16 protein-coding genes are annotated in these 16,599 nt (G+C 63.2%); 2 read left to right on the top strand and 14 right to left on the bottom strand.

What is annotated here, in order from left to right; all coding sequences use genetic code 11:
• Positions 1-481 precede the first annotated feature (481 nt).
• The 14 genes from A4A58_RS17335 to A4A58_RS17265 all read right to left on the bottom strand — a co-directional run bounded on the left by A4A58_RS17335 (position 482) and on the right by A4A58_RS17265 (position 13,167).
• Positions 482-736: a hypothetical protein gene (locus tag A4A58_RS17335; RefSeq protein WP_068734325.1), complete on the bottom strand. Its 255-nt coding sequence runs from the start codon at positions 734-736 to the stop codon at positions 482-484.
• A 113-nt stretch (positions 737-849) separates the two neighbouring features.
• Positions 850-2,103, bottom strand: a complete 1,254-nt coding sequence (locus tag A4A58_RS17330; protein ID WP_068734317.1) for a multidrug effflux MFS transporter — start codon at positions 2,101-2,103, stop codon at positions 850-852.
• A 153-nt stretch (positions 2,104-2,256) separates the two neighbouring features.
• Positions 2,257-2,922: a pyroglutamyl-peptidase I gene (locus tag A4A58_RS17325; RefSeq protein ID WP_244499792.1), complete on the bottom strand. Its 666-nt coding sequence runs from the start codon at positions 2,920-2,922 to the stop codon at positions 2,257-2,259.
• Between the two features lie 203 nt (positions 2,923-3,125).
• The gene (gene meaB, locus A4A58_RS17320; RefSeq protein WP_068734314.1) at positions 3,126-4,109 is read right to left on the bottom strand and encodes a methylmalonyl Co-A mutase-associated GTPase MeaB; all 984 of its coding nucleotides are present in this window, start codon (positions 4,107-4,109) and stop codon (positions 3,126-3,128) included.
• Entirely contained in the window at positions 4,106-4,888 is a 783-nt protein-coding gene (locus A4A58_RS17315) for a DUF3298 and DUF4163 domain-containing protein (RefSeq protein WP_068734312.1), read from the bottom strand. The genes meaB and A4A58_RS17315 overlap by 4 nt, the downstream gene beginning before the upstream one ends.
• Positions 4,889-4,890: 2 nt before the next feature.
• On the bottom strand, positions 4,891-7,044 hold the full coding sequence (gene scpA, locus A4A58_RS17310; protein WP_068734310.1) for a methylmalonyl-CoA mutase: 2,154 nt from the start codon (positions 7,042-7,044) through the stop codon (positions 4,891-4,893).
• Positions 7,045-7,219: 175 nt separating this feature from the next.
• Positions 7,220-7,576 (bottom strand): hypothetical protein, encoded by a 357-nt coding sequence (locus tag A4A58_RS17300; RefSeq protein ID WP_068734306.1) that lies wholly within the window; start codon positions 7,574-7,576, stop codon positions 7,220-7,222.
• Positions 7,577-7,592: 16 nt separating this feature from the next.
• On the bottom strand, positions 7,593-8,060 hold the full coding sequence (locus A4A58_RS17295) for a GFA family protein (RefSeq protein WP_068734304.1): 468 nt from the start codon (positions 8,058-8,060) through the stop codon (positions 7,593-7,595).
• Positions 8,061-8,063: 3 nt separating this feature from the next.
• Positions 8,064-9,929, bottom strand: a complete 1,866-nt coding sequence (locus A4A58_RS17290) for a methylmalonyl-CoA mutase subunit beta (RefSeq protein WP_068734302.1) — start codon at positions 9,927-9,929, stop codon at positions 8,064-8,066.
• Between the two features lie 382 nt (positions 9,930-10,311).
• A complete protein-coding gene (gene folK, locus A4A58_RS17285) occupies positions 10,312-10,803 on the bottom strand; it encodes a 2-amino-4-hydroxy-6-hydroxymethyldihydropteridine diphosphokinase (RefSeq protein ID WP_068734300.1) in 492 nt (163 codons plus the stop codon).
• A gap of 3 nt (positions 10,804-10,806) precedes the next feature.
• A complete protein-coding gene (folB, locus tag A4A58_RS17280) occupies positions 10,807-11,172 on the bottom strand; it encodes a dihydroneopterin aldolase (protein ID WP_068734298.1) in 366 nt (121 codons plus the stop codon).
• Positions 11,169-12,014 (bottom strand): dihydropteroate synthase, encoded by an 846-nt coding sequence (folP, locus tag A4A58_RS17275; RefSeq protein WP_068734296.1) that lies wholly within the window; start codon positions 12,012-12,014, stop codon positions 11,169-11,171. The genes folB and folP overlap by 4 nt, the downstream gene beginning before the upstream one ends.
• A gap of 305 nt (positions 12,015-12,319) precedes the next feature.
• On the bottom strand, positions 12,320-12,727 hold the full coding sequence (locus A4A58_RS17270; RefSeq protein WP_068734294.1) for a DUF4332 domain-containing protein: 408 nt from the start codon (positions 12,725-12,727) through the stop codon (positions 12,320-12,322).
• 74 nt (positions 12,728-12,801) lie between these two features.
• Complete coding sequence (locus tag A4A58_RS17265; protein ID WP_068734292.1) at positions 12,802-13,167, bottom strand: hypothetical protein; 366 nt, start codon at positions 13,165-13,167, stop codon at positions 12,802-12,804.
• 368 nt (positions 13,168-13,535) lie between these two features.
• Here A4A58_RS17265 and A4A58_RS17260 point away from each other — a divergent pair, with 368 nt between their 5' ends.
• Complete coding sequence (locus tag A4A58_RS17260) at positions 13,536-15,158, top strand: helicase HerA-like domain-containing protein (RefSeq protein ID WP_068734290.1); 1,623 nt, start codon at positions 13,536-13,538, stop codon at positions 15,156-15,158.
• A 140-nt stretch (positions 15,159-15,298) separates the two neighbouring features.
• Complete coding sequence (locus A4A58_RS17255) at positions 15,299-16,591, top strand: glycosyltransferase family 87 protein (RefSeq protein WP_068734323.1); 1,293 nt, start codon at positions 15,299-15,301, stop codon at positions 16,589-16,591.
• Positions 16,592-16,599 lie beyond the last annotated feature (8 nt).

The raw sequence follows: 16,599 nt of genomic DNA, 5'->3' as shown, positions 1-16,599 counted from the left end.
CTGCCCGAAGACAGCCCTCACCCACATCTCCCGTGACGCCGCATCTCCGGCGTCCACCGCATCCCACCCCGCGAACGTGACGATCGCGATCGCCCCTCTCGGTGGGGCAGGACGAAGGGGAATATAAACCTGATAGGGATGTTGTCAACGAGAAGATAGGAAAAAATGTTCGGGCGCTGTCTTGCCGCCCCAAACTGTCATTCCGGGTCGCGGCCGGCACTTGCCGGACGCGAACCTCAGCCACTCCACTTGGAGTGGCGGGGAATCCCGGCATGTTCAGCAAAACACTTCGAGATTCCGGGCTCGCGCTCTCAGCTTTGCTGAGACCGCGCCCCGGAATGACGAGCTTGGATCGGGATTCCAAACTCAGTCCGGCCCGCTTCGCGGTCCGTCCTGCCCTCAGGCACACCAATTGGCGTGCCGGGGAATGACGAGCGTGTGTCGGGGAATGACATGCGTATGGAAGTAGCCCCGCGCGCTATCATCCCGTCAGCGCGAGCTGGAAATCCTTCTCGGCCTGGGCGTCGCGTTCGTTCTTTTCCGGGCATTCGCCGGGCTCCGCCTGGCACGGGCGGATCTCGTAATCATTGTCGAGCACGCGGCGCGGCGCCGGCTTGGAATCCTTGGCTTCGACATCGGTGACGAGGCCGCTCTCGGCGGCAAGTTTCCACACGTCGGCTTCGGTCGGATAGGATTTGCTCAGTTTCGCGTCGTCACAGAACAGTGCGTAGGGCATCGGATTGCTCCGGTAAAAATTGATAACGTTCATGGCGGCGCCGGGTTCGCCCCGACGTATTCCCAGACATTTCAAAATTGCGCGACGGCCATTCGGCTACGCCGCGAAAGCGTTCAGCTCACCATCTTGTGAGACTTGAACAGGCGGCCCTTTTCCACCACGAGGATCACCGCCAGCGCGGCGAGCGTGCAGAGGAAGAGGCCGGTCGCAAACGGCAGCAGCGTGCCGTCATAGTGCTGCCCGATAACATAGCCGATCCCGATGCCGAGCAGCGTGGTCAGCGTGCCATAGAGCGACGATGCAGTGCCGGCGATGTGGCCTTGCGGCTCCATTGCCAGCGCTGTGAAATTGGCGAACATCAAGCCAAAGGAAAACATCATCAGCGCCGATAGCGCCATGAACAGCGGCAGTGGCAGCATGCCGTTGCTGGCCGCCAGCAGCATCGTGCCACCCACCGCGACATAGCCAAGCAGCGCGCCATGCGAGATCACGCGCATGCCAAGGCGATTGACGAAACGCGCATTCGTAAAACCGGCAATGGCGACGCCCAGCGCAATCGCTGCGAAGGCGAGCGGGAAATAATGGCCGAGATGATAGATTTCGGTGAAGACCTGCTGCGAGGTGAACACGAAGGCAAACAGCGAGCCCTGCAATCCGCCGGCGGCGAGCGCATAGCCCAGCGTCTGCCGGTTGGTGATGGTCTGCCGATAGGCCAGGAGGACGTCGCGGATTGCGATCGACCTGCGGTCTGCAACGGCGAGCGTTTCCGGCATGCGCACGGCGCTCCAGATCAGCGCCAGCACGCCATAGAGCATCAGCACCACGAAGATGCCGCGCCATTCGGTGAGCAGCATCACAGCCTGACCGAAAGATGGTGCAATCACCGGCACGGCGATGAACACCATCATCGCGAGCGACACGACACCGGCCATGCGGCGGCCGGCATAGCAGTCGCGCACGATCGTCACGGCGATCACGCGCGTCGCAGCGGTGCCGAGGCCTTGCAGCAGGCGCGCCAGCAGAAGCAGTTCGAAACTGGGGGCGATCACGGCCAGCAGGCTGGCAACACAATAGACAGCCATGCCGCCGAGCAGGATGGGGCGGCGGCCGAACCGGTCCGACAGCGGACCGATGGCGAATTGCGCGACGCCAAAGCCGAGCAGGAACACCGACAGCACCGTTTGCAGCCGGTTTGCATCGGCGATTTTGAAAGCTGCGCCGAGATGAGGCAGCGCCGGCAGCATGATGTCCATAGCCATCGGATTCAGCGCCATGATCGAGGCGATCACGACGACGAATTCGCCAAATTTCATGGGGCTATGGGTCGATGACACCGCCAGGGGGGCGTCGGCGTTGATGTCGGTCACAAAGCGGTTCCTGAAAGCATTCCCGCCATTAGGGTGTTCATGCTGCGATGCACAAGTTAACTTTCGGCATGGCTGCGTCGCGGAAACCGGCGGATTTCCCCATTTTGTGAATTAATGTTCAGAAAATAGCGCGGGGGCGTCGTCTCAACGGTCTTAAACCCTGGAACTCCGGGCTGCGTCACGCAGCGTGACCCGGGTCATGCGGATCATTTCCAGCAGGATCGCTTCACCGGTATCGGTGAGTTCGTCGGAGGTCATGCGACGCGAGGCGGTGTCTTGTGCCAGCAGCGGCACATGGACGAACGCGGCGAGGCGAGGGCCGCCGTGCACGCGGGTGGCCTCGATGCTGCGCCAGGACAGATAATTGCAGAGATAGCGGCCGGCATCGCGTGAGGAGCGCACATCGGCGCCGCTGGCGAGGGCAGCCCGGAACAGACGCGCCGTGTGCGGGCCGAACATCTGCGCGTCGGCGCCGGGAACGATGCTGGCGCGGCGCACCGTTGTGTGGCCGGCATCGGGCCACAGCATCGACACCGCGTTGCGTGCGCGCGTCTCGACCCGGATATAGGGCGTGCGCGCGGCGAGGCCGAACATCAGCAGGGCATCCGGGTGATGGCGTGCGATCAGTTCGGGCAATTCGCGATCGACGGTGGCGTAGGTGACGTCGAAAATATGCGGGATGCGGGGGGTATCAGCGAAAGCGGGGCGGCGCAGCGTTGCGAGCTTTCGCACCAGCGCCTGTGTCGGGTTCACCGGCGCGCCGGGGAAAGGGCCAAAGCCCGTGATGAGGATGCGGGGAGATGTACCGGGATGGTTCAACATTCGCCTCCATGATCGCGACGGCGCGCTAACCTCTCCCCGCTTGCGGGGAGAGGTCGCCTGTAACATGCGAAGCATGTGGAAGGCGGGTGAGGGGGACTCTCCACGAACTCGGAGCGAGTGGATAGTCCCCCTCACCCGTCTGGCTTCGCTGCGCTCCGCCAGCCGACCTCTCCCCGCAAGCGGGGAGAGGTTAGGGCGCGCTACTTCAGCAGATCCGCGATCGCCTCCGCCGCGACGGCAGGCGTCATCGTGCCGTCGGCGACGTCGCGTTCGACCTGCTTGACCTTGCTGCGGATCGCGGGATCGCTGCGCAGCCGCGCCTTCAAACGATCCTCCAGCATGGTCCACATCCATTTCACCTGCTGCTCGCGGCGGCGGCCGGCGAAATCGCCGGAGGCATTCATGGCGGTGCGATGCGCGACGACCTTGTTCCAGAGGTCGGCGATACCCGTCTTGGTCAGCGCCGAATAGGTCACGACCGGCGGATGCCAGTGCTCCGAGCGCGGCGCGAGGATATGCAGCGCGCCGCGATAATCCCCAGCGGTGATATTGGCGCGTTTGAGATTGTCGCCGTCGGCCTTGTTGATGGCGATCATGTCGGCGAGTTCGATCAGGCCTTTCTTGATGCCCTGCAATTCGTCGCCGCCGCCGGGCAGCATCAGCGCGAGGAAGAAATCGGTCATGTCGCAGACCGCCGTTTCCGACTGGCCGATGCCGACGGTCTCCACCAGCACCACGTCGAAGCCGGCGGCTTCACACAGTAACATGGCCTCGCGCGTTTTCGCTGCGACGCCGCCGAGCGTGCCGGAGGACGGCGAGGGACGAATGAAGGCGTTCGGATGGGCGGACAGATCGTTCATCCGCGTCTTGTCGCCGAGGATCGAGCCGCCGGTGCGCGCCGAGGATGGATCGACGGCCAGCACCGCGACCTTGTGGCCGCGCTCGATCAGATACATGCCGAGCACATCGATGGTGGTCGATTTGCCGACGCCGGGCGAGCCGGTGATCCCGACGCGAAACGCCTCGCCGGTATGCGGCAGCAGTGCCTGCACCAGTTCGCGCGCGGCGGCCTGATGATCGGCGCGGCGGCTCTCGACCAGCGTGATCCCGCGCGCCAGCGCTGCGCGGCTGCCGGCGCGGAGGTCTTTGGCGAGCGCGTCGATGTCGATGGGGGCTTTCGTCACTGCGGCCCCTTGTCGTCGTCCTTCGGCCGCTGGCCGCCGAAGATCGCGCTGCCCTCGGCCGACAGGTATGGCTTGAATTTCTCCCATGGCACGAAGGCGTCGTAGTCGCCTTCGGCATAGGACCCGACCGCATAGGGGCCGTAATGGAAGCTGAGGCCGGAGCTCTTGCCGGCCGATGTCGATGGCGCCAGCGATACCGGCCCGATCTTGAGCAGCTTCGGTTCCAGCGCGTCGACGAGGCTCATGTCGGGATTGTCGTTGTCGCGTTTTTTCTTCTCGAGTTTCAGATCGGCGACGACCGCATCGCGGATCGCCGTCATCGCCGGGCCACCATCGGCGAGCTCGGTGAAGAACGGGCGAATGCTGATCATCTTGCCGGCCTGCCTGTCCCACAGCAGCGTGTCGTTGGCACGATTGGGATGCGCGCCGCCGGTGTAGTTGTAGTCCGCGCGAATGATGCTGACATAGCGACCCGCGACCAGCGAGCTCTGCGTATAGGTCCGCTCGGATTCCCATGGCCGGTTGCGGATGTCGGCAGGGAGATCGTTCATCTCCTTGCGCTGCTCGACCAATTCCTTGAGCGTCTTCGCAGCCCAGCCATTGCTTGCGGATGTGAGATATTTCAGCAGCGGCGCATCGGACTTGATTGCGGCATCGAAGAAGACGGCGACCTCGGTATATTTGGCCTTGAGCTGGATGTCGGGTATGGGCTCGGCGGCGAGGGCCGCCTCACCGAATAGGAGACAGGTGAGGGCGACCAGCGCAAACGTCTTCAACACCCTTACTCCGCTGCCTCGCTGTGTCCCAGCCGTGCATTCAGCTTGTGGATCAACTCCTCTGCGGCCTCCGAGATCACCGTACCGGGCGGGAAGATCGCCTCCGCACCGGCCTTGTAGAGTTCGTCGTAGTCCTGCGGCGGGACGACGCCGCCGATGATGATCATGATGTCCTCGCGGCCCTGTTTCTTGAGCGCAGCCTTCAGCTCCGGCACCGCGGTGAGGTGGGCGGCGGCCAGCGAGGAGAGGCCGAGGATATGCACGTCGTTTTCGACGGCCTGCCGCGCGGCCTCATCGGCGGTGGCGAATAGCGGCCCGATATCGACGTCGAAGCCGACATCCGCGAAGGCCGAGGCGATCACCTTCTGGCCGCGGTCGTGGCCGTCCTGGCCGATTTTCGCGACGAGGATGCGCGGGCGGCGACCCTCGGCGTCCTCGAAGGCGTCGATCAGCGCCTGAACCTTCTGGACTTTGTCGTTCATGGTGGACGCCTCGCGCTTGTAGACACCGGTGATGGATTTGATCTCGGCGCGGTGACGGCCGAACACTTTCTCCATCGCATCGGAAATTTCGCCGACGGTGGCCTTGGCGCGTGCGGCATCGATCGCCAGCGCCAGCAGGTTGCCGTTGCCGTCCTTGGCGCTGCGCGTAAGCGCCGCCAGCGCGGCATCGACGTCGGCCTGGCTGCGCTCGCCACGCAGGCGTTTGAGCTTGTCGATCTGCAGCCGGCGCACGGTGGAGTTTTCCACCTTGAGCACGTCGAGCGCTTCTTCATTCTCCGGCTTGAACTTGTTGACGCCGATCACCGCCTGGCGGCCGGCATCGATACGCGCCTGGGTCTTGGCCGAGGCTTCCTCGATGCGCAGCTTGGGGACGCCGGCCTCGATGGCCTTGGCCATGCCGCCGAGCTCTTCCACTTCCTGGATATGCGCCCAGGCCTTGGTGGCGAGATCGTGGGTGAGGCGTTCGACGTAATAGGAGCCGCCCCATGGATCGATGATGCGGTTGGTGCCGGTTTCCTGCTGCAAGAATAGCTGCGTGTTGCGGGCGATACGCGCGGAGAAGTCGGTCGGCAGCGCCAGCGCCTCGTCGAGCGCATTGGTGTGCAGCGACTGGGTGTGGCCCTGCGTCGCCGCCATCGCCTCGATGGTGGTGCGCATCACGTTGTTGTAGACGTCCTGCGCGGTCAGCGACCAGCCCGAGGTCTGGCAATGGGTGCGCAGCGACAGCGACTTCGGATCCTTCGGATTGAACTGTGTGAGCAGCTTGGCCCACAAGATGCGCGCGGCGCGCATCTTGGCGACTTCCATGAAGAAGTTCATGCCGATCGCCCAGAAGAACGACAGCCGCGGTGCGAAGCGATCGACATCGATGCCTGCGGCGAGACCTGCGCGCAGATATTCGACGCCGTCGGCCAGCGTATAGGCCAGCTCAAGATCCTGCGTCGCGCCGGCTTCCTGCATGTGATAGCCGGAGATCGAAATCGAATTGTACTTCGGCATCTTTTGCGAGGTGTAGGCGAAGATGTCCGAGATGATCCGCATCGAGGGCGTCGGCGGGTAGATATAGGTGTTGCGCACCATGAACTCTTTCAGAATGTCATTCTGAATGGTTCCAGTGAGCTTCTCCGGCGGCACGCCCTGTTCTTCGGCGGCGGCGACATAGAGCGCGAGGATCGGCAGCACCGCGCCGTTCATGGTCATCGACACGCTCATCTGGTCGAGCGGGATGCCGGCGAACAGCGTGCGCATGTCATAGATCGAGTCGATCGCCACGCCGGCCATGCCGACGTCGCCCGACACGCGCGGATGATCCGAGTCATAGCCACGATGGGTGGCGAGATCGAACGCGACCGAGAGACCCTTCTGGCCGGCGGCGAGATTGCGCCGGTAAAATGCGTTGGAATCTTCCGCGGTGGAGAACCCGGCATATTGCCGGATCGTCCAGGGCTGGTTGACATACATGGTCGGGTAGGGGCCGCGCAGGAACGGCGCGATGCCCGGATAGGTGTCGAGGAAGTCGATGCCCTTGACGTCATCTTCGCCATAGCCCGGCTTCACCAGGATGCCTTCGGGCGTCAGCCATGGTTCGCCCTGCGACGGCGCGCCCGCGGCGCGGGTGGCGAAATCGATCTCGGCGAAATTCGGAATCTTGGTCATGGTCGTTTCTCGAATTCTCGATTGCGTTCGATGAGTCTCTGAACGTTCTTTTTGTAATCGGGGTCGCTCTGTCGGTCTTTAGATACGGCGCGGTAGAATATCTTCTCGATCGGCCACATCAGCAGGTCGAATATCAACTGCATCATCCGCTCTGCACCTGTGATTGTAGCCACGCTCATAGGGTCCCGACTGCCGACTTCCGTTGTCGAATGCGGCGCTCGATCTCATCCTGGACATCCTTGAGCTCGCATTCCGAGTAGTAACCATTGGCTGCATCGTCATCGATCCATGCTTGACTGAGCGCACCCAAAATTCTGCCGACGAACATTTGAGTTTTGTAAAAAATTGGTGCGTGCAGCGGCCCTCGGCCGAGAAACAGTCCAAAAATCCAACGAAACAGCGTTTGTTTGGCAAATTTTGGCAGTTTCTGAAGTCTCTTCTCTTTCTCGGAGACCAGCCTTTCGTAACGCTCTGCAATCTCGGTATCGTCGAGTTTCGCCAGATCTCCGCGAAGATTGATTCCGAAGCGCATGTGTCGCTCTCATGTCTCAATCATGATCCGGATGCTGATAGCTGAACACTTCCGCGCATTTTTCCGCGCCGTAATTCTGCATTGTCGTCTTGCTCGGCAGGTTCGACACGTTGCCGACCCAGCCCAGGCGTGACTCCGTGCCGAATTGCTGCGTCGGCACCACGCGGTCCGGCCGGTCGAAGGCGCCGGTCATGATCTCGATCTTGGGACCGCCGATGGCGCGGTAGCTCAGCGGTGTGCCGCATTTGGCGCAGAAGTCGCGCTCCGCAATGGACGATGACTTGAACGCGGCCGGCTTGCCGCGGGTCCAAGCAAAGTTCTCGTTCGGGATATCGGCAAGCGAGGCGAATGGCGCGCCGGTGGCCTTCTGGCACATGCGGCAATGGCAGATGCTGACCCGGGTCGGCGCAGCCGACAGCGCAAAGCGGATCGCGCCGCATTGGCAGCCGCCGGTCAGCGCGGGTTTGCTCGCCGTTGCCGTCATGGCTTACTCCATCAAGCCCCAAGCCTGCACCAGCATCGCCAGCGCATCGCCGCCGGCAATGATAAAATCCCTAACGCCTGCGTCGCGCAAGGGCGCCTCGAGGTCGCCGGGGCGGCCTGCCAGATAGATATGCTTCGCGCCGGCGGCCTGAAGCGCTTTTGCTGCGGGCGCGGCCTGACCGGCATAGAGCTTGTCGGACGAGCAGATACATACCAGCGCGGCGCCGGAGGCCTTCCAGGCCTTGGTGAGTTCGGCCGGATCGGAGAAACCGTCGCTGTCGAGGGCTTCGATGCCGCCGGTCTCAAAGAAGCTCTTGGCGAAGGTCGCGCGGGCCGTGAAATCGGCGGGCGTGCCGAGATTGGCCAGGAAGACCTTCGGACGGGCACCCTTGCGCGCCAGCAGGTGATCCGATTTGTCGCGCAGCGCCTCGAAGGGGGAGGCCAGCCGGATCGGTTCCAGCGGGTTGAACTTGATCTTGTCTTTGCCATAGGGCTTGCCGGGGATCGGCTTCACCTTCAGCACACTGGCGCGGGCCTCATGCAGGTTCGGGAATTCGCTGGCGCCGGTGAGCACTTCGCGGCGCTTGGCGACGCTGGCCTGACGTGCAGCGCGGGTGGCGGCGACCTTCGGCTGGATCACATTGTTGCCCAGCGCCGGGAAGGCGCCGCCGGCTTTCTCGATGTCCTGGAACTGGGCCCATGCGGCGTCGCACAGTTCGCGCGTCAGCGTCTCGATGCCGCCGGCGCCGGCGGCGGGGTCGGACACCTTGGCGAGATTGGACTCTTCCAGCAGCACCAGTTGAGTATTGCGCGCGGCGCGGCGCGCAAAGCCATCGGGCAGGCCGAGCGCCAGCGTATGCGGCAGCACGCAGATGGAGTTGGCACCGCCGAGACCGGCAGCGAATGTCGCCATGGTGGCGCGCAGCATGTTCACATACGGGTCGCGCTGCGTGAGCATGCGCCACGCGGTATCGGCAGCGATGCACAGCGGCTTCGGCGCGAGGCCGCAGCTTTCCTCGATGCGCGCCCACAGCAGGCGCAGCGCGCGGAATTTCGCCATGGTGAGAAACTGGTCGGCATCCGCCGCGAGACGCGCATAGACCATGCCGCGGGCTGTCTCGAGCGGAATATTGTGGTCTTCCATCGCGCGTAGATAGGACACCATCACCGCCAGGACGTAAGACAGTTCCTGCACTTCGGAGCCGCCGGCATCGTGAATGATGCGGCCGTCGGCAACGGCGAACGGGCCCTTGAAGCCTTGCGCGGCGAGCTTCTTGATGATGTCGGTGACGGCGGGCGCCATCTCCCACCAGTTATAGGCGCTGGTGCCCCATACTGCGGTGGCGCCGATGGGATCGAGGCCAAAGCGGATGTCGCATGTGGCGGGATCGATGCCCTTCGTCTTGATGTAATCGGCCAGATGCGTCACGGCCATGCGCGACTGCGGGCCGGCATGGAGTTCGATGCCGATGCCGGCGTCGAGATAGATGCCGTCGAACAGCGTCTCGATGGTTTCGGGCGAGGCGACGAGGCCGAAGCCGCGCGCGCCATTGGCGCCTTCGAACACCAGCGTGAGACCAGTGGCGCCGTTCTCCAGATCGTGCAGCGCCTGCTTGTTCGATTTTGCGGCATCAGGGTGGTCGATCCGCTGCATGATCTGCCATGGCGCCGCGGCCGGGCGGCCGGCGATCGGCGCCGCATCCCGGGCGCGCGGATAGATCGGCTGGATCTTGACGCCGTCATAGGTCTTGCTGATCAGCTTCTCGAACGGCGCGCCTTTCAGCACGCCATCGACGAGCTTGCGCCAGTCATCGTAACTCGCAGGCGCAAAATCGGCGGCCAGCCGCAGGTCGTCAGTCGCAGTCGACATGGTCAGAACTTCACTCCCAGCATTGTTTATGCGGTCTTGCTTCGTGATTGGCCGGAAAATGCCATGATACGAAGGGGTTGCCAATGCCCGTTACGACATGGGCCTGCGCGGAATTGGCGCGTGGGAACAGAACCAGATTGGTTGGAAGCGGGCGGTCTTGCTTCCCTCGCCCCGCATTTGCGGGGAGAGGGTGGCTTCGCGCAGCGAAGACGGGTGAGGGGCGGGGTTTGCAGGTCGACCCAATCGCGGAATCTCGGATCGCTCCAGTGGGATCCGAGGGATGCCTGATCGCGGATGGCGTAGCGTGTTGCCCCTCACCCGCCGCGAAGGCGCGGCGACCTCTCCCCGCACAGAGCGGGGAGAGGTTAGGATGGGCCGGCGCTCAATCCAGATCCGGCAGCCGCTCGATGCCGTCGGTTGAGAGGGCTTTCAGATGCTCGCTCACGGTCTTGCCTGATATCACCCGGTCCGGGGCGATCTCGGCCAGCGGCACCAGGACGAAGGCACGTTCGGTGGCGCGGGGATGCGGCAGGTGCAGTTCCGGCTTGGCGATGACGACGTCGTCATAGGCAATCATGTCGAGATCGAGCGGACGCGGACCCCAGTGCCCCTCGGCGACGCGGTTGCGACCGAATTTGTGTTCGATCTTGTGCAGCGTGAACAACAGCGCGTGCGGATCGAGATCGGTCTCGATTTCGATTGCCGCATTGACGAAGTGGTCCTGCGGCACATCGCCCACCGGCGGCGTGCTGTAGTCTGCCGAGCGTTCGATCAGCGCGGCCTGCGTCATGCCGCAGATATTGCCGATCGCCTTGCGGAAGGTCATGCGGACATCGCCGACATTGCCGCCGAGCGCGATGAGGACGCTGGCCATCGGCTACGCCCGAGATCTGCGCAGCACCACGCCGACATCGTCGAAGATCGCGGCGATCGGCGCATGCGGCTTGTGCACGGTGACCTTGACGGAGCTGATGCGCGGGAAATCCGCGAGCACCGCATCGGCTACCGCACCAGCGGCGCGCTCCAGCAGCTTGTAATTGGTGTCCTTGAAAGCGGCGATCGCGGTGGCGACGACATTGGCATAGGACACGGTATCGGCAAGGCGGTCGCTGCGCGAGGCAAGGTCGATATCGGCGTCGAGTTCGAGATCGATGACGAAGCGCTGCCCGACGACGCCTTCGTAATCGAGCACGCCGTGATGCGCATGCACAGATACGCCCTTGATGAAGATCATGTCGGTCATCTTAGTTCCTCGACGGCTGCGGTGACGCGCAGGGCCTGAACGGTTTCCGCGACGTCATGGGCGCGGACGATTTTGGCGCCGTGCCGCACCGCGAGCAAATGCGCGGCGAGCGATCCGCCAATGCGCTGCTGTGGCTCCGACGGTACGACGGTCGATATGAATTTCTTGCGCGAGGCGGCGATCAGCACCGGCAGGCCGAAGCTGGTCAGCGCGTCGAACCGCGCCAGCGCAATCATGCTCTGCTCAGGCGTCTTGCCGAAGCCGATGCCGGGGTCGAGTACGATGTGGCCCGCAGGGATGCCGGCCCTGGCGGCGATCTCCAGCGAGTGCGCGAAGAAGCTTTTCATGTCGGCGACGATATCGATGCTGCCATCGACGGTGTCACGGTTATGCATGACGACGACAGGCGCGCTGTGCTCGGCGATGACGCGTGCCATGTCGGGATCGCGCTGCAGGCCCCAGATGTCATTGGCGATGGCGACGCCGGCGGCGAGCGCTTTCGCGACGACGGACGCCTTCATGCTGTCGATCGATACCGGCGTGCCGAGCGCGACGACGTCAGCCAGCACCGGCACGAGCCGCGCCCATTCTTCATCGGCAGTGACCGGCCGGGATCCATAGGGGCGCGTGGACTCGGCGCCGATGTCGATGATCCCCGCGCCCTCGGCGATCATGCGCCGGGCCTGTGCCAGCGCGCGGTCCGGCGCATCGAACTGGCCGCCATCGGAGAAGGAATCCGGGGTGACGTTGAGGATGCCCATCACGGCAGGCACCGGCGATGCCAGCAGCGCGGCCAGCACCGGGTGGGCCGTCGGAGCAGACGTGGTCGGACGCGCGATCATGAGGTCGCTTTGCGCGGTCGGGGGGAGGGAGTCAAGATGGAGGATGCCTAACCTCTCCCCGCCCCCGTGCGAAGCGAAGCTTCGCTAGGCGGGGAGAGGTCGCCGCGTCTTCGCGGCGGGTGAGGGTCCGTGCGCGATAGAAAGAACAGAGGCCGCACCCACGGGTCGGTTTGAATAAACGCCTTATCGATCCGAGAGATCTTTGCAGAGGTTGATCGTGTGCCTCGCCCCTCACCCCACCCCTCTCCCCGCAAAGCGCGGGGAGAGGGAGCGCTGTCGCGCCTTCGCTGACAGAATGGGTTGTCTCAATACGAAATCTTCAGCGGCAGCTGGCGGGCCTTCTCGATCAGGTCGCCGACGGACTTCTCCGAGGGCATCACCCGGACCAGCTTGCGCTTGTCGTTGGCGTCGCGCATCGCCTGAGCCAGGCGGGCGGGATTGCGGTGGGTCAATTCGCGTACCGTGTTGACGCCGGAGGCGCGGAGCAGTTCGGCCTTGGCCTTGCCCATGCCGGGGATGCGCAGGTAGTCGGCGAGGTTCGCCCATTCGAGCAGTTGCTGTTCGCTGAACCCGGTCTTGGCAGCGAGTTCCTTGCGGCACTTCGCGGAGTGAGCGGCGTCCAGCAGCCCTTCCATGGTGCGGATGCCTGCCTTTTTCAGTTTGGTCGCGGCGAAGGCCGTCAAACCGTCAATCTTTGAGATGGGATATGTCATGGTACTCAGACGTATGAAGATCGGACGTATGAAGATGCTGGACGCTTACGCGCGGCTGCTGACGTAACAGACGGTCAGGAGAACTGGCTCAGGCCAGGTGTGCCGGCAACGATCTCGTCCATGGCATCCGCGCCGATCTTCTCGCGGCCGAACTTGAACAGTTCGCGCGCGACGCTCTGGATCTCGCCCATGCCGAGGCCAAGACCCATCAGCTTGCTGCCCAGGGCCATGATGCCGCCGCCCATCAGGCTGCTCAATCCACCACCGCCCTCTGACGATGCGATGGCTGCATCCGCACCCGGAATTTTTTCGATGAGCGCATTGACCGGCGCGGCCGGTGCTTCCTTGCGCAGGAACCCCAAGATAATGCCGACAGCCTTTTCAGCCACAGCTTCGTCGATGCCGACCTTTGCGGTCAGCGCTTTGATCAATTCGTCCATGATGCCCCGCCTCACATCGGTTGAGTGCCGATGCCCTTATGTTGAAAAGTGATCTTGAGCCGCTGTGTTTCGAATTACAAGCGCGCCAACTCGCCCGACGTGCGATTCAGTGTGATCGCGCATCGAGTGTTGCACCAATGCAAGAGCAAACGTGAAATTTTGGTCAATTGTTCGCAGATGCGACAGCGCCGTACTTTGGAAACAGCAAAAAGATACGGCTTGTGTTTCGTCCGTGGGAACGACGGACGGGTTTCAGGTGTGGCAGGAACGCTTTGCGTTTCAATCGCTCGCCAAGATGCGGTAAGATCATGGTGAGCCGCAAATTTTTTTGAAATCTTTTTCTTGATGCGCGCGACAGAGGCGATCCGATGGCGACCACCGAACTGAAGTCAGGCGATACCGACGGCAAGATCTTCATCGGCAAGGGCGACCAACCGGCATGGCTGACGTTGGCCCTCGGCAATCGCCACGGTCTCGTCACGGGCGCGACGGGAACGGGTAAAACCGTATCGCTGCAGGTGATGGCGGAGGGCTTTGCACGTGCCGGCGTGCCGGTCTTCGCTGCGGACATCAAGGGCGACCTCTCGGGTATCTCCGAAGTCGGCGAGGGCAAGGACTTCATTTTGCAGCGCGCCAAGGAGATGGCGCTGACGTTCCAGCCCGATCAGTTCTCGACCGTGTTCTGGGACGTGTTCGGCGAGCAGGGCCATCCGGTGCGCGCGACCATTTCGGAGATGGGGCCACTATTGCTGGCACGGCTGCTCGATCTCAACGATGTGCAGGAAGGCGTGCTCAACGTCGCCTTCCGCGTCGCCGACGAGAACGGCCTGACGCTGCTCGACATGAAGGATCTGCGCGCGCTGCTCGACGCCATCGTGCCAATGACCGCCAAGAAAGATGAAGTCGATCCGCTTGCCGATGTCCGCAAGTCGGCTTTGAGCTTCGGAAACGTCACCAAGGCGACAATCGGCACCATCCAGCGTCAATTGCTCGTGCTTGAGAACCAAGGTGCCGATAAATTCTTCGGCGAGCCGGCGCTGGAACTGAAAGATTTTCTGAAAACCGACCGCGACGGCCGCGGCATGGTCAATATCCTCGTCGCCGACAAGCTGATGTCGAGCCCGCGGCTCTACGCAACCTTCCTGCTGTGGCTGCTGTCGGAATTGTTTGAGGAATTGCCCGAAGTCGGCGACCTGCCGAAGCCCAAACTGGTGTTCTTCTTCGACGAAGCGCATCTCTTGTTCAACGATGCGCCGAAGGCGCTGCTCGACAAGATCGAACAGGTGGTGCGCCTGATCCGCTCCAAGGGTGTCGGCGTCTATTTCGTCACCCAGAACCCGATCGATGTGCCCGATCGCGTACTCGCCCAGCTTGGCAATCGCGTTCAGCACGCCTTGCGCGCTTTCACGCCACGCGATCAGAAGGCGGTGCAGGCGGCAGCACAGACCTTCCGTGCCAATCCGAAACTCGATACGGTCACGGCTATTACCGAACTCGGCAAGGGCGAGGCGCTGGTCTCGTTTCTGGAAGGTAACGGCACGCCCGCGATGGTCGAACGCATCATGGTGCGTCCGCCGACCGCACGTATCGGGCCGATCACGCCGGAGGAGCGCAAGGCGATCCTCGCTGCGAGCCCGGTGAAGGGCAAATACGACACCGCGATCGATTCCGAATCCGCCTACGAGACGCTGCAGAAGCGCATCGCCGGCACGGCGGCGACGCCCGCCGAGGCTGGCGACGCGGCGGGCGGCGGTGGCGGCGGATTCCTGGGCCAGCTCGGTGCCATCGTCGGCACCATCTTCGGCACCAATACCGGCCGCAACCGGCTCTCCACCGGCCAGGTGATTGCGCGCAGCGTCACCCGCAGCGTGACCAACAAGGTCGTCGGCGGCATCGTCGCCAATGTCGGCAAGCAGATCGGTGGCTCGCTGGGAAGCTCGATCGGCCGCGAGATCGTGCGCGGGACGCTTGGCGGGATTTTGAAGCGGTAAACTGCGTCCGGACTATCCATTATGTGCCAGCCCGCGGCTTTGCAGGTCCCGGCGCCATCTGCTACCCACCGCGGTCTGAACCGCGCCGTGCCGGCGGGTCTTTGAAGCGGGACTGCGAAGTGACGAAAAGTGACGGCGAAATGCCGGTTTTGCGGTGGCCGTCCTTGCGGCAGCCGCTGGACGTACTGTTTCTTCTGACCTGCGTCCTGCTGACGGCGGATGTGCTCGTCCCGGAAATCTTCGGTCACGGCAAGACCAAGGATTACGCGCTGTGGTTCTGGGCCGGGCGGCAGGTGCTGCACGGTGCGCCGCTCTATGAGGCGAAGACCAATGGGGCGCTGGACTTCATCTATCCGCCGCTGTCCGCGATCCTGCTGGCGCTCCCGAGCTGGTTCGGCAAGGTCCCGCTTTATCTCTTGCTCTCGATCCTGAATTCGGCGGCCTGGGCGATCACCAGCCAGCTGTCCAATGCCATGACCGGCTCGAAGAAGATTCCGGCGGCGTGGCTTGCGGCGCTGCCGGGCTTTGCGACCATCACCTTCGTGTTCGACATGTACGATCTCGGCCAGCCCAATCTGGTACTGCTGGCGATGATGCTGCTCGGCTTCTGGTGGATGCAGAAGGATCGGCCGTGGCTCGGCGGCAGCATGTTCGCGCTGGCAACCGCTATCAAGGTGTTCCCGCTGGCGGTGCTGCCCTATCTGATCTGGCGGCGGCACTGGGCGGCCTCGGCGAGCATGATCATCTGCACGCTGCTGTTGCTCTATGTCGTGCCAGCGCCGTTTCGCGGCTTCGAGCGCAATGCTGCCGAGGTGAAGACCTGGTACACCGAAATGGTTGGCTCCAGCTCCGAGAAAGGCTTCGGCCAGCGCGACGAACAGAACTGGTCCTGGGTCAACCAGTCGATCATCGCGATGACGCATCGCCTGGTGCGCCCGATCGATTATTTCCAGGACGATCGCAAGCGTGGGTCGGCCACGATGAACGTGATCGATGTCAGCTATAAAACCGCGAACCTGATCGTGCTCGCAGTCTCCGGTCTGATCGGCCTCGGCTTCATCTGGTCGCTTTTGCCGCGATCGAAACTCACGCCGCGCTCACGTGCCGAAGAACTCGGCATCCTGTTCTGCCTGATGACGGTGGCATCGCCGCTGGCGCGGCAATATTACTTCATGTGGCTGTTCCTGCCGCTTACGGTGTTGATGCATCGCGCCGCCGATGATCCCAGGCCGAATGTACGGACCGGGACATGGTGGCTGCTTGGCATCATTGGTGTGCTGATGGCGCTGTCGATCCCGGTATTCCCGGCCATGCTGCAGGCCTGGGGCAATAATCTGCTGGCGACCGCGCTGCTGGCAGGCGGCCTGATCTGGCATATGCACCATCCGCCGGTGCTGCTAGATTCCACCGAAGTTCCGGACCATCACGCTTAAGGAAATTC

Source organism: Tardiphaga robiniae (genome assembly GCF_001618955.1).
Taxonomy (GTDB): Bacteria; Pseudomonadota; Alphaproteobacteria; order Rhizobiales; family Xanthobacteraceae; genus Tardiphaga; species Tardiphaga robiniae_A.
The sequence above is the reverse complement of the archived record's forward strand: the minus strand, read 5'-3'. Positions and strand labels throughout refer to the sequence as shown.